At 54.7% G+C, this 12,682-nt stretch carries 12 protein-coding genes; 8 read left to right on the top strand and 4 right to left on the bottom strand.

The window, feature by feature from the left end; genetic code table 11:
- Positions 1-25: 25 nt before the first annotated feature.
- From betB to ACHUEV_RS06075, 4 genes are all read left to right on the top strand, one after another.
- Entirely contained in the window at positions 26-1,477 is a 1,452-nt protein-coding gene (gene betB, locus ACHUEV_RS06090; RefSeq protein ID WP_394178168.1) for a betaine-aldehyde dehydrogenase, read from the top strand.
- Positions 1,477-3,135: a choline dehydrogenase gene (gene betA / locus ACHUEV_RS06085; protein WP_394178167.1), complete on the top strand. Its 1,659-nt coding sequence runs from the start codon at positions 1,477-1,479 to the stop codon at positions 3,133-3,135. Before betB ends, betA begins: the two co-directional genes overlap by 1 nt.
- Positions 3,136-3,211: 76 nt before the next feature.
- Positions 3,212-3,838 carry a thermonuclease family protein gene (locus ACHUEV_RS06080; protein WP_311135514.1) on the top strand — a complete coding sequence of 209 codons (627 nt, stop codon included), beginning with the start codon at positions 3,212-3,214 and terminating at the stop codon, positions 3,836-3,838.
- A gap of 78 nt (positions 3,839-3,916) precedes the next feature.
- A complete protein-coding gene (locus ACHUEV_RS06075) occupies positions 3,917-4,159 on the top strand; it encodes a YdcH family protein (protein ID WP_394178166.1) in 243 nt (80 codons plus the stop codon).
- 8 nt (positions 4,160-4,167) lie between these two features.
- Here the strand turns inward: ACHUEV_RS06075 and ACHUEV_RS06070 are convergent, their stop codons facing one another.
- The 3 genes from ACHUEV_RS06070 to ACHUEV_RS06060 are packed head-to-tail and all read right to left on the bottom strand — an operon-like array spanning position 4,168 to position 7,321.
- Positions 4,168-4,629 (bottom strand): CoxG family protein, encoded by a 462-nt coding sequence (locus ACHUEV_RS06070; protein WP_394178165.1) that lies wholly within the window; start codon positions 4,627-4,629, stop codon positions 4,168-4,170.
- Between the two features lie 27 nt (positions 4,630-4,656).
- Complete coding sequence (locus ACHUEV_RS06065) at positions 4,657-6,057, bottom strand: helix-turn-helix domain-containing protein (RefSeq protein WP_394178164.1); 1,401 nt, start codon at positions 6,055-6,057, stop codon at positions 4,657-4,659.
- A gap of 52 nt (positions 6,058-6,109) precedes the next feature.
- Positions 6,110-7,321: a multidrug effflux MFS transporter gene (locus ACHUEV_RS06060; RefSeq protein ID WP_394178163.1), complete on the bottom strand. Its 1,212-nt coding sequence runs from the start codon at positions 7,319-7,321 to the stop codon at positions 6,110-6,112.
- 191 nt (positions 7,322-7,512) lie between these two features.
- Between ACHUEV_RS06060 and ACHUEV_RS06055 the strand changes: the two genes are divergently transcribed.
- The 4 genes from ACHUEV_RS06055 (at position 7,513) to ACHUEV_RS06040 (ending at position 12,133) form a co-directional block, all read left to right on the top strand.
- Positions 7,513-9,039, top strand: coding sequence for an acyl-CoA carboxylase subunit beta (locus tag ACHUEV_RS06055; RefSeq protein ID WP_394178278.1), 1,527 nt, complete (start codon positions 7,513-7,515; stop codon positions 9,037-9,039).
- Between the two features lie 90 nt (positions 9,040-9,129).
- Positions 9,130-9,492, top strand: a complete 363-nt coding sequence (locus tag ACHUEV_RS06050; RefSeq protein ID WP_394178162.1) for a hypothetical protein — start codon at positions 9,130-9,132, stop codon at positions 9,490-9,492.
- Between the two features lie 343 nt (positions 9,493-9,835).
- On the top strand, positions 9,836-10,042 hold the full coding sequence (locus tag ACHUEV_RS06045; RefSeq protein ID WP_394178161.1) for a hypothetical protein: 207 nt from the start codon (positions 9,836-9,838) through the stop codon (positions 10,040-10,042).
- Between the two features lie 93 nt (positions 10,043-10,135).
- Entirely contained in the window at positions 10,136-12,133 is a 1,998-nt protein-coding gene (locus ACHUEV_RS06040) for an acetyl-CoA carboxylase biotin carboxylase subunit (RefSeq protein WP_394178160.1), read from the top strand.
- Between the two features lie 5 nt (positions 12,134-12,138).
- On the opposite strand, the gene ACHUEV_RS06035 is transcribed toward ACHUEV_RS06040, so the two are convergent.
- Complete coding sequence (locus ACHUEV_RS06035) at positions 12,139-12,609, bottom strand: DUF4174 domain-containing protein (protein ID WP_394178159.1); 471 nt, start codon at positions 12,607-12,609, stop codon at positions 12,139-12,141.
- Positions 12,610-12,682 lie beyond the last annotated feature (73 nt).

The following is a 12,682-nucleotide window of genomic DNA, read 5'->3' as shown; positions in this document are numbered from 1 at the left end:
AATACTCCCGCCGGAGGCACCTGCCATGACCACACAACCTACCGCTAGCCACTTTATCGATGGCCAATATGTCGAAGATACCGCAGGCGAGGTGATCGATGTGATTTACCCCGCGACGGGCAAATCTATCGCGACCCTACATGCCGCGACCCCGGCGATTGTTGAACAAGCATTGGCGTCAGCCAAACGCGCGCAAAAGGAATGGGCAAGCTGGACCGCGACCGACCGTGGTCGCGTGTTGCGTAAAGCTGCTGACATCATGCGCGAACGCAACCATGAACTTTCAGTGCTCGAAACCTATGACACGGGTAAGCCGTATCAGGAAACATCCGTCGCCGACGCCACATCCGGTGCCGATGCGTTGGAATATTTCGGCGGGTTGGCCGCTAGCATTACGGGCGAACACATCCAACTGGGAGATGATTTCGTCTATACTCGCCGCGAGCCTTTGGGCCTTTGCGTCGGGATCGGCGCTTGGAACTACCCCACGCAGATCGCATGTTGGAAAGCTGCGCCTGCGCTTGCTTGTGGCAATGCGATGGTTTTCAAACCGTCTGAAATGACGCCGCTTTGTGCGCTCAAAGTCGCAGAAATTCTGGTTGAGGCAGGTGCCCCCGCTGGCGTTTATAACGTGATCCAAGGCTACGGTGCAGTCGGCGCATCGCTGATCAGTGACCCACGCGTTGATAAGGTATCTCTGACTGGTTCAGTGCCAACAGGCCGCAAAGTCTATGCCGCCGCTGCCGAAGGTATGCGCCACGTGACCATGGAACTGGGCGGTAAATCTCCGCTGGTTATCTTTGACGATGCTGATCTCGAAAATGCCGTTTCTGGCGCAATCCTTGGTAACTTCTATTCCACAGGTCAGGTCTGTTCGAACGGTACACGCGTGTTCGTGCAAAAGGGCATCAAGGATGCGTTTTTGAAACGTATGACCGAACGGCTCGCGGGCATTAAAATGGGTGATCCGCAAGACCCCGATGTGAACTTTGGTCCGATGGTCTCGGGACGTCAGCGCGATATCGTCGAAGGCTTCATTGCCAAAGGCAATGAAGAAGGTGCGACGCTTGTGACTGGTGGTAAACGTGTGGATGGCGACGGTTTCTTCCTAGAGGCCACAGTATTCGCAGACGTTACCGACGGCATGACGATCGCTCGCGATGAAATCTTTGGGCCGGTGATGTCAGTGCTTGATTTCGATACCGAAGAAGAAGTTCTAGAGCGCGCCAATGCGACCGAATTTGGTCTGGCCGCTGGTGTGTTCACCGCCGATCTAACCCGTGCGCATCGTATGGCCGCCGGTTTTGAGGCAGGCACATGCTATATCAACACCTATAACCTTGCACCAGTTGAGGCCCCATTTGGTGGGTCGAAAATGTCGGGCGTCGGGCGCGAAAACTCCAAAGCGGCCATCGAACATTATAGCCAGATCAAAGGTGTGTACGTGGCGATGGGCGAAGTCGAGGCACCGTTCTAATGCAAGCAGATTATGTAATTGTTGGGGCCGGTTCGGCCGGTTGTGCCATGGCGTATCGGCTGGCCGAAGCAGGTAAGCAGGTGCTTATCATCGAACACGGCGGATCAGACCGTGGTCCGTTCATTCAGATGCCAGCAGCGCTCTCATATCCGATGAACATGAAGATGTACGATTGGGGCCTGAAAACAGAGCCCGAGCCGCATCTGGGTGGCCGGTCGTTGGTCACACCGCGTGGCAAGGTCATCGGGGGATCGTCTTCGATCAATGGGATGATCTATGTGCGCGGTCACGCACGTGATTTTGATCACTGGGCCGAAAGCGGTGCGCATGGTTGGTCCTATGCGGATGTGCTGCCCTATTTTAAACGGATGGAACATTGGCACGATGGTGGTCATGGCGGTGATCCAGCATGGCGCGGCAACGACGGTCCGCTGCATGTCACGCGCGGCCCGCGCAAAAATCCACTGACCCGCGCGTTTGTAAAAGCGGGCGAAGAGGCGGGTTATCCTGTCACAGGTGACTACAACGGCCAACAGCAAGAGGGCTTTGGCCCCTTTGATGCGACGATTTACAAAGGGTATCGCTGGTCGGCTGCGAATGCATATCTACGGCCTGCGTTGAAACGCGCCAATTGCAACATCACCCGTGCTTTTGCCCGTCGTATTGTGATCGAAAATGGCAAGGCTGTTGGTGTCGAAGTCAGCCGCGGCAATAAGATCGAAGTGATTAAAGCCAACGTCGAAGTCATCGTCGCGGCGTCGTCGCTGAACTCACCAAAATTGCTGATGTTGTCTGGTATCGGGCCAGCGGATCATCTGGCTGAACATGGTATCGAAGTCGTCGCGGATCGTCCCGGAGTTGGGCAGAACCTGCAAGACCACTTGGAACTTTACATTCAACAAGCAGCGACAAAACCTGTCACGCTGTTTTCCTATTGGAACCTGCGCGGCAAGGCCAAGATCGGGCTGGAATGGTTGCTTTGGAAAACCGGTCTGGGGTCTTCGAACCAGTTTGAAAGCGCTGGCTTTATTCGCTCTGACAAGGGTGTTGATTACCCTGATATCCAATTCCACTTCCTGCCGATTGCAGTCAGCTATGATGGCAAGGTCGCACCGGAAGGGCATGGTTTCCAAGCACACGTTGGTCCGATGCGGTCGAAATCGCGTGGGCAGGTTACGCTGCGGTCAAGCGATCCGAACGACAATCCGAAGATCGAGTTCAACTATATGTCCGACCCTTCCGATTGGGAAGATTTCCGCAAATGTATCCGCCTGACCCGCGAAATCTTTGGGCAAGCGGCGTTTGACGAATATCGCGGTCACGAAATCCAACCAGGAGAAGCAGCGCAGTCTGACGAAGAGTTGGATAACTTTATCCGCGAACATGCCGAAAGTGCTTATCACCCGTGTGGTACCTGCAAGATGGGCGCGGTTGATGACCCAATGGCTGTTGTTGATCCAGAGGCCCGCGTGATCGGGGTTAAAGGTCTGCGGCTTGCTGATAGCTCGATCTTCCCGCGTATTACCAACGGGAACCTGAACGCGCCGTCGATCATGGTCGGGGAAAAAGTGTCTGACCACATTCTGCAGCGTAACCCGTTGCCAGCTGTGAACGATGAGCCTTGGATTAACCCAAACTGGGAAACATCACAGCGTTAACCTTTATTAACATCGCCCCTTGAATGGGGGCGGTGTTAACAACTAGTTAACCGGCATGTTCCGGTTTTGGTCTTTTTTGATTTTTACACTGATTGCGTCGCCTGCATTGGCTGCGCCCAACGGTGTTATCCACGTGATCGATGCGGATACTCTGGACGTTGGCGGTGTTCGGGTGCGTTTGCATGGCATTGATGCGCCTGAGATGGGGCAGCCGTGTTCGGCGAATGGTGACGAATGGGATTGCGGTGCTTGGGCGCGCAATGCAGTCTTGGTGCAATACGAAGGCCGCGAGGCGCGATGCACCAAGGTTGATACTGATCGATATGGGCGCATCGTTGCACGCTGCACTGTCGATGGTGCGGACATGGGCGCCGCGATTGTGAATGCAGGATATGCTTGGGCCTATCGGCAATATTCAGGCGATTATGATCTGGATGAAAAGGCGGCGGCTATCATGGGCCGGGGGCTTTGGGGTTTTCAGGTGCAGGCACCAGCCGAGTATCGGTCGGAACAGGTCGCAGAACGCAATGCTCCGACGACCGATTGCGTGATCAAGGGTAATATATCGGACAGCGGCAAAATCTATCATGTTCCGGGAAATCAAAACTATGATCGCACCGGGATAAACGCCTCAACCGGCGAGCGCTGGTTTTGTACCGTAACCGAGGCCGAAGCGGCGGGTTGGCGACCAGCACGTCGTTAAATTTGTTGATCCGGATCAATGTGAGGTCATACGGGCCGTTTTATGATGACCTCAATTGGACATCAGAAGGATAGAACCATGTCTCACACACCTCATGAACTGATAGCGGAATTCCCAAATCAAGTTGAAGCGATGCAGCAGCTAAAGGCGTCTAATGCGCATTTCGCAAAGCTGTACGATGAATACCACGACATCAACCGGGCCGTTCACCGCGCTGAGACCGACGTAGAGCCGACAGACGATTTGAACATGGCGCAGATGCGCAAAGAACGGTTGGCCCTGAAAGACCAAATCGCGAATTTGCTAGCAAACGCGACCTAATCCACATCTTAGGCAGAGGCGTCATTGTCTCTGCCTTCGACAGTTTCTTGAAACTTTTCAAAGAACTGATCGGCCATCTTTTTGGCAAAGCCACCGATCACGCGGCTGCCCAATTGCGCTAGCTTGCCGCCGACTTTTGCATCGACCACATAGCTAAGTTCGGTCCCTTCAGTGACGGTTGAGAGCGTAACATCGGCCCGCCCTTTGGCAAATCCTGCAACACCGCCTTTGCCTTCGCCGACGATAGTATAGCTGTTCGGAGCGTTAACGTTTTCAAGCGTTACCCCACCCTTGAAGGTCGCGGATACTGGGCCGACCTTTTGTTTGACCACTGCGGCAAACCCTTCGTCCGGCGATCCTGACAATTCCTGACAGCCCGGAATGCAGGCTTGCAAGGTTTCAGCATTGTTCAGATGCGCCCAGACCGTATCAATGTCTGCAGCGATGACACGTGTGCCTGTCAGTTCCATATTGTGTTTTCTTTCCTAGAATGACGTTCAGTCGATTTGATAGGGTAGTACGCCGCGCGTATTTGGGTCGACGCGCAATTGGCGTTCAAGTGGGGGTACTGACCGCTGATGACAATTGCGGCGTTCGCAGATTCGGCACGAAATCCCGATCGGGGCATAGGCGTCTGCCGCGCCCAAATCCATGTGATCTGCATAGACCAAGGCGGGTGCGTGGCGCACCTCGCACCCTAATCCAATCGCATAGCGCCGTGTTGGCACATTATATGCGCCGCCCGATTTGCTAACGTCGCGGGCAAGGCAGAAATAGCGTGCGCCATCGGGTGTTTCTGCAAGTTGGCGCAAGAATTGGCCCGGTGTTTCGAATGCCTGGTGCATGTTCCACAGCGGGCAGGCCCCGCCATAGCGTGCGAATTGTAGCGTGGTGGCGGAGTGGCGTTTGGTGATCGTTCCAGCCTGATCGACACGAACAAAGAAGAACGGGATGCCCTTAGCGCCCGGGCGCTGCATGGTCGAAAGGCGGTGCGCGACTTGTTCGATGGATGCGCCGAAACGCGTCGCAAGCACCTCTAGGTCGTGTCGTTCTTTTTGTGCAGCGTCTAGGAATGCGCCGTACGGCATCAGGGCGGCCCCCGCAAAGTAGTTCGCAAGTCCGACCTTCGCGATGCTGCGGGCCTCGGGTGATTGAAAGCGGGCAAGGTCCAGTGTTGCGTCTAGCAACGATTCTTGGGTGATCAGTGCGAGCTGTAACAGCAATTGGAAGCTTTGGGTCGCGGGATGGGCATAGCGCGAAATGGTTAGCGTTTTGCTAGGCGCATCGTAGTGGCGAACCGTATTGGTGTCGCCGTAAACGACGTTGATTTGCTGGGCTGACAGTGCACGAATAACGGCGTCCGCGATTGTCTCATCTGGTTTGCGTTGGCTTGCAAATCGTTCGGCGCTTCGGTCCACGGCATCGATGTAGTTGTCGCAATAGTGAAAGAAGTCGCGCACCTCTTCCCATGGGCTGGGTTGCAGGCGGGCGTCTTCACGGCCCAATGCCTCGTCTAGGGAGGCCAGTCGTTCATGAGTTTGGCGATAAGCGGCGTGTAGATCCAGAAACGCACGTGCAATCGAAGGGGCGTTTGCCGCAACTAGTCGCAGGTCAGCAAGGGCAGGGGCCGCGCCGCTGAGCACCGGATCGGCCATCGCTTCGCGCATGTCCCCGACAAGGCGGGCCTCATCCCCGGCTTGCAACTCAGTCACGTCGAACCCGAACTCTTGCGCCAACCCCAGTACCACTGCCGTCGATACGGGGCGGTTATTGTTTTCCATCTGGTTTAGGTAGGGCAGGGATACGCCAAGCTTACCTGCGAAATCCTTTTGCGTCAGCGATAGCCGTCCACGTAGTTCGCGCAGCTTTGCGCCAGCATAGAGTTTTTGAACGGCCATCTGGCTACCTTTGCAAGTTTGCTAACTTAAATTAGCTAATGCAAAGGTGGGGTCAAGTGATCTTGCGTTCGCGCCAGACGACAAACAATACCGACAGCAATGAAAGCACGGCAGTTCCCAGCATTAGGAGCTGTAACGGAAGCGTGCCTGTTTCTACAGTTAGGATACCGCCAGCGAATTGCGACAGCGCCGCGCCGCCTCCGATCATGATTGCGCCGCTTAACCCGCTCGCTGTGCCAGCAAGGTGTGGTCTGACCGAGATCGATCCGGCCATGACGTTCGGAAGGACGATGCCATTGCCAAGGCCGAGGAAAACGCAAAACCCGAAGAAGCTAAGCGGATGGGCAAGGCCGCCGAGCGTCAGGGCTGCTGATGCGCCAAGCCCCAAGATGGTAAGGCTCGTGCCAATGATGGCCATCTTGTTGATGCCGACTTTCACAGAATATCGCCCCGACAGGTAATTGCCGATTGCATATCCAATGGCTGGTGCGCCAAGCGCGATCCCGCTCCACATTGGGGAAAGTCCAAAGATTTCACTGCCGACGAAGGATGCGCCGCCCAGCAGTGCAAAGAAAGCGCCGGATGAAAATGCGCTGCACAGGGCGTAGCCCCAAAACCGAGGCGAGCCGAGTAGCTCTGGATATGCTTTGACCTGATCGCGAAAGCTCACGCCGCCTTTTGCAACAGTTTCACCAAGGTCTAGGTAAACCAGTATTAGTGTGGCGAACCCTGCGGCGGCCAGAAATATGAATATGGCGTGCCAGTCGAATGCTTCGTCCAGTAATCCGCCGATCATCGGGCCGAACATCGGGACAAGTGCTGTGCCCATCGTGACGTAACCCATCATGGATGCCGCTTCTTCTTGGGAGACGATATCGCGCACGATGGCGCGGCTAAGTGCCAGTGACGTGGCAACGGCAGCCTGTAAGATGCGGAAAAACAAAAAGGTCTGTACTGTGGGTGCAAGAAGTGCGCCGATAGATGCGATGACAAAAATTATCAGTGCACCCATAATCATGATGCGCCTGCCGTATCGGTCCGAAATTGGTCCGATGAATATTTGCAGAACGGCGGTCGCCGCGAGGTAGCCGGAAAGTGCGATCTGCATGATCGCGTAATCCGTGTCGAAATAGGCCGTCATCTTGGCGAGGGATGGCAGGAAAATCGACATGCTTAACGCCGACATGCCAGTAATAAGCACGAGCGTTACGATATGTGGCGGGGTGGTTCGATCTAAAAAACGAATGAAAGGTAAATTGCTCATTTCCAAGAGGTAGGGCCGCGCATCTGGGATGTCTATTCAAGGTTTCGACAAAATTTGACCAAATAGCAAAAATTTGCACATTTGCAAAATGTGAAATTCGCTAACTGGATAATTTGCAAATATTCGCCTTCGTGCTTCTTGGTGGTGCTATTTGCGGTTATGGGTAGCTATTGAATTGACGAAGGGGCGATCTGATGGATGTTTTGCAAGAGCTCGAAAACCGGCGTGACATCGCGCGGCTTGGCGGTGGTGAACGTAGGATCGCTGCACAGCACAGCAAAGGCAAGCTAACAGCGCGCGAGCGGATTGACCTGTTGCTGGATGAGGGCTCTTTCGAAGAGTTCGACATGTTTGTTGCACACCGCTGCACCGACTTCGGGATGGAGGCGGACCGCCCAGCAGGCGATGGCGTTGTGACTGGGTGGGGCACAATCAACGGTCGCATGGTCTATGTGTTCTCGCAGGATTTCACCGTCTTTGGTGGTTCGTTGTCGGAAACCCACGCCCAAAAGATTTGCAAGATCATGGATATGGCGATGCAAAATGGCGCGCCAGTGATTGGTATTAACGACTCGGGTGGGGCGCGTATCCAAGAAGGCGTTGCGTCGCTTGCGGGCTATGCAGAGGTTTTTCAGCGCAATATTATGGCATCGGGCGTTGTTCCACAGATCAGCCTGATCATGGGGCCTTGCGCGGGCGGGGCCGTGTATAGCCCGGCGATGACCGACTTTATCTTTATGGTCAAAGACAGCAGCTATATGTTTGTGACTGGTCCAGACGTTGTGAAAACTGTCACGAACGAAGTCGTGACCGCCGAAGAGCTTGGCGGTGCATCGACCCATTCCAAGAAATCCAGTGTCGCAGACGGTGCGTTCGATAATGATGTCGAGGCCTTGGCCGAGGCGCGACGCTTGGTGGATTTCTTGCCGCTAAATAACCGCGAGAAGCCACCTGTTCGTCCGTTTTTCGATGACGTGAACCGGATCGAGGACAGCCTTGATACGCTGATCCCTGATAACCCGAACGCACCTTATGACATGAAAGAGCTTATTCATAAGCTCGCGGATGAAGGCGATTTTTATGAAATTCAGGAAGAGTTTGCGAAGAATATTCTGACCGGATTTATCCGCCTTGAAGGATCGACAGTCGGCGTCGTGGCTAACCAGCCGATGGTGTTGGCTGGCTGTCTTGATATCGACAGTTCACGCAAGGCCGCGCGATTTGTGCGCTTCTGTGATGCCTTTGAAATTCCGATCCTGACCCTCGTTGACGTGCCCGGTTTCCTCCCTGGTACATCGCAAGAGTACGGTGGCGTTATTAAGCACGGAGCGAAATTGCTCTTTGCTTATGGTGAGGCCACCGTACCCAAAGTTACTGTCATCACCCGTAAGGCATACGGCGGCGCATATGACGTGATGGCGTCAAAACACCTGCGGGGTGATTTCAACTATGCGTGGCCGACGGCTGAGATCGCGGTGATGGGCGCCAAGGGCGCCACCGAGATTATCCACCGCGGAAAATCCCCTGAGGAAATCGCAGAGCGTACGAAAGAATACGAAGATCGTTTTGCCAATCCATTTGTTGCAGCCGAAAAAGGGTTCATCGATGAAGTGATCATGCCGCATTCGACACGCAAACGGGTATGCCGCGCCTTTGCAAGCTTGCGCAGCAAGAAGCTGCAAAATCCGTGGAAAAAGCACGACAACATTCCGTTGTGATAAAGGTGCCGCGCGCGTTTTCGCGCTGGTTGCCGTCTGTGGGTTTGGGTTATCTGATCCGCGCAGACCACAATAGAAAAAGGGTACATCATGGCATTGCCATATATGGATAAACATCGCGGCTTTCCGGGACGCTTGCCGGGTACGGATTTTCAGTTCGTGCTTCGTCGCGCCAATAAGGATGGTGCGACAGAACTGACCGAGCGCGTCCGTTACCCTGATCGCCGTCCAGCCGACAAACGCGCCGACGCCGGTTTTATGCAGGCGCTGTGGGAACACTTTGGCGAAGAACCATTCGTGCGCGGTAACCTTGATGCCGGTCGCCTGAGCTGGCTGTTCGGCCGAGAGGTGATCCCAGCCGAGGACCCGTTTGATCCCGCCGACTACGAGGCGATGCTGAAGATCAACGTGAATGTCGCCCGTGTGAGTTTTCCCGAGATATTCGGAAAATAGGCATGATGGCTGTTGGTGTTCATATGGTGTGTTGCCTTCGCTCTCAGCGGAAAACCGCCCATTTATGGGGGGGCACAATAAGCGGGTATGTAGATTCCGCTGTTTCCCGCACACTTGCATCAAGGGTGCAGCACGCCACTGATCGTGCCGCCTTTCGAGATCAACACACTGACCCAACTCTATCCCGGTCTGCCTCCTCACTAGGCAGACCGGACGCTCAATTACCGCTGTCCATCGGCGGAAAAGCGACTGTTATTGAATATCACGCAACTGTGGCTATTGATTTACCTGTGAATAGGGCCAATTCTTGGCCTGCAAACACATATTCAAAGGGCAGAAAACTATGCAAAAGACATCTATCATTCTTGCCGCAGTGGCAATGTTCGGCCTCGCTGGCTGTCTCGAAGGTGACGTTGAGCGCGGCGTCGCTGGCGCAGCGGGCGGCCTTGTGGCAGCAGAAGTTCTGGGCACAGATCCAACGGGCACTGCGATCGCAGGCGCTGCCGTCGGCGTGCTTTGCGACGATGCAGGCATCAACGGTTGTAAGTAACACAAATACGCGCGTCATTTCGGCGCGTCTAAATCAAATGAATCGCCGCCCGGGTATTACTCCGGCGGCGATTTTTTGTTTGGGGGAGCCAACATGTTTAAGAAAATCCTAATCGCTAACCGAGGCGAGATTGCCTGCCGCGTGATCAAGACAGCACGCAAAATGGGCATTCAGACCGTCGCGATTTATTCTGATGCTGACAAAAATGCGCTGCATGTGAAAATGGCGGACGAAGCGGTTCACATTGGCCCACCCCCTGCGAACCAGTCTTACATCGTCATCGACAAGGTGTTGGATGCGATCAAGCAGACCGGCGCAGAGGCAGTACACCCCGGTTACGGTTTCCTTTCTGAGAACGCCAAATTCGCTGAGGCGTTAGAAGCCGCTGGCGTCGCCTTTATCGGGCCACCTAAGGGCGCGATTGAGGCGATGGGCGATAAGATCACGTCCAAGAAGCTCGCCCAAGACGCAAATGTTTCTACCGTTCCGGGTTACATGGGCCTGATCGAAGACGCCGAAGAGGCAGTGAAGATTTCCAACCAAGTTGGTTATCCCGTCATGATCAAAGCCTCTGCTGGCGGCGGTGGTAAGGGGATGCGTATCGCTTGGAACGATAACGAAGCACGCGAAGGTTTCCAAAGTTCCAAGAACGAAGCGGCCAGCAGCTTTGGCGACGACCGCATCTTTATCGAAAAATTCGTGACCCAACCACGCCATATCGAAATTCAGGTCTTGGCGGATAGCCATGGTAACGCTGTTTACCTGCACGAACGTGAATGTTCGATTCAGCGCCGGAACCAGAAGGTGATCGAAGAAGCACCAAGCCCATTCCTTGATGAAGCGACCCGCAAAGCGATGGGCGAACAGTCTGTCGCATTGGCGCAGGCGGTTGGCTACACAAGCGCGGGTACGGTGGAATTCATCGTTGATGGTGACCGGAATTTCTATTTTCTGGAAATGAACACGCGCTTGCAGGTGGAACATCCCGTCACCGAACTGATCACGGGCGTTGATCTGGTCGAACAGATGATCCGTGTCGCTGCTGGTGAAAAGCTGCCGTTCGCGCAGTCCGATCTGAAAATTAACGGCTGGGCGATGGAAAGCCGCCTGTATGCCGAAGACCCATATCGTAACTTCCTACCATCAATTGGCCGTTTGACACGCTATCGCCCACCAACCGAAGAGGCGACGCCTACGCGGGCAGTTCGCAACGACACTGGCGTGTTCGAAGGCGGCGAGATCAGCATGTATTACGATCCGATGATTGCAAAGCTGTGTACTTGGGCACCGGATCGCGCCACCGCGATTGAAGAAATGCGTTTGGCGTTGGATGGGTTCGAACTCGAAGGCATCGGTCACAACCTACCGTTCTTGGCTGCGGTCTATGACCACCCGAAATTCACCAGCGGCAACATGACGACCGCCTTTATCGAAGAAGAATACCCCGAAGGGTTTGAAGGCGTAACGTTGGACGAGGATGCTTGTATCCGGATCGCTGCGGCGACCTCTGCCATGCACCGTGTTGGCGAAATCCGACGCGCACGCATTTCGGGCACGATGGGCAACCATGAACGTCACGTTGGCGAAGATTGGGTCGTAAGCCTTCAAGGCGCGTCACATGAAGTAAAAATAGACGCCGACCGTGATGGCGCTACTGTCACAATCGGTGGCGCAACGCTGCGCGTCGAAAGCGATTGGACGCCGGGTGATCCGCTTGCGCGTCTAACTGTCGACGGTGCGCCACTGGTTCTCAAGGTAGGCAAAATTTCGGGTGGTTTCCGGGTGAGGTACCGTGGGGCTGATATTAAGGTCCACGTACGCAGCCCGCGTCAGGCGGAACTCGCCAAACTGATGCCAGAAAAGCTGCCGCCGGATACTTCAAAGTTCCTACTTTGCCCGATGCCCGGTCTGATCGTGAAGGTCGATGTGCAAGCAGGCGACGAGGTTCAAGAAGGTCAAGCACTGTGCACTGTTGAGGCGATGAAGATGGAAAACATCCTACGCGCTGAACGCAAGGGCATCGTGAAAAAGGTCAACGCAGCAGGCGGCGATAGCCTCGCCGTGGATGACGTGATCATGGAGTTCGAATAAGTGACCTACTGCGCCAACAAACGACGGTCTTCGACCTCTTGCTGGCGCAGGGGCATTTTGTCGATAGATCGTGATAGTTCTCGTACGCTCCATGGGGCGGGTTTGCGCAGCGCGACGCGCCCGTCTTTGCCGAGTAAAACCATAGAATACCCACGCGGGCGTAAGGTGTTACGCACCGATGTGCGCGCGGCTGGGTCCGTGTCGGTGATGATGATCACATCACGCTCTGCTAGGTCATCAAGGCCTGCGGCAAGCAGATCCATCTGTTGCCTGAATCTTGGGTCGTTGGGGCTATCTGCAAAGACAATCAAGGGCCGGACAAGCCACAGCATTTCGTCCAGCGACACATCACTTGCATCGAAAATTTCGGTGTGGTCGGCCTCCCAGCGTTCCAGAACTGTTTGTTCTTGGGCTGCCAGCGTATGGCCGAAAACGATGAATAAAACGGTTAAACCGATGTTCGTTAGTAACTTCATAACATTAGATATAGCTGCCGCTGGCCCAAATACTAAGGGCCAAGCGCAATTCAGCGAAATAAAATTCGCACCC

This window comes from Yoonia maritima (assembly GCF_043641945.1).
In the GTDB taxonomy this organism is placed as follows: domain Bacteria; phylum Pseudomonadota; class Alphaproteobacteria; order Rhodobacterales; family Rhodobacteraceae; genus Yoonia; species Yoonia maritima_B.
Note: the sequence above shows the minus strand (reverse complement) of the source record. Positions and strands in the feature narration are given on the sequence as shown.

Coding starts and splice junctions, on each gene's coding strand:
- betB (WP_394178168.1), top strand. CDS start 26: ATGACCACACAACCTACCGCTAGCCACTTTATCGATGGCCAATATGTC.
- betA (WP_394178167.1), top strand. CDS start 1,477: ATGCAAGCAGATTATGTAATTGTTGGGGCCGGTTCGGCCGGTTGTGCC.
- ACHUEV_RS06075 (WP_394178166.1), top strand. CDS start 3,917: ATGTCTCACACACCTCATGAACTGATAGCGGAATTCCCAAATCAAGTT.
- ACHUEV_RS06070 (WP_394178165.1), bottom strand. CDS start 4,629: ATGGAACTGACAGGCACACGTGTCATCGCTGCAGACATTGATACGGTC.
- ACHUEV_RS06065 (WP_394178164.1), bottom strand. CDS start 6,057: ATGGCCGTTCAAAAACTCTATGCTGGCGCAAAGCTGCGCGAACTACGT.
- ACHUEV_RS06060 (WP_394178163.1), bottom strand. CDS start 7,321: ATGAGCAATTTACCTTTCATTCGTTTTTTAGATCGAACCACCCCGCCA.
- ACHUEV_RS06050 (WP_394178162.1), top strand. CDS start 9,130: ATGGCATTGCCATATATGGATAAACATCGCGGCTTTCCGGGACGCTTG.
- ACHUEV_RS06045 (WP_394178161.1), top strand. CDS start 9,836: ATGCAAAAGACATCTATCATTCTTGCCGCAGTGGCAATGTTCGGCCTC.
- ACHUEV_RS06040 (WP_394178160.1), top strand. CDS start 10,136: ATGTTTAAGAAAATCCTAATCGCTAACCGAGGCGAGATTGCCTGCCGC.
- ACHUEV_RS06035 (WP_394178159.1), bottom strand. CDS start 12,609: ATGAAGTTACTAACGAACATCGGTTTAACCGTTTTATTCATCGTTTTC.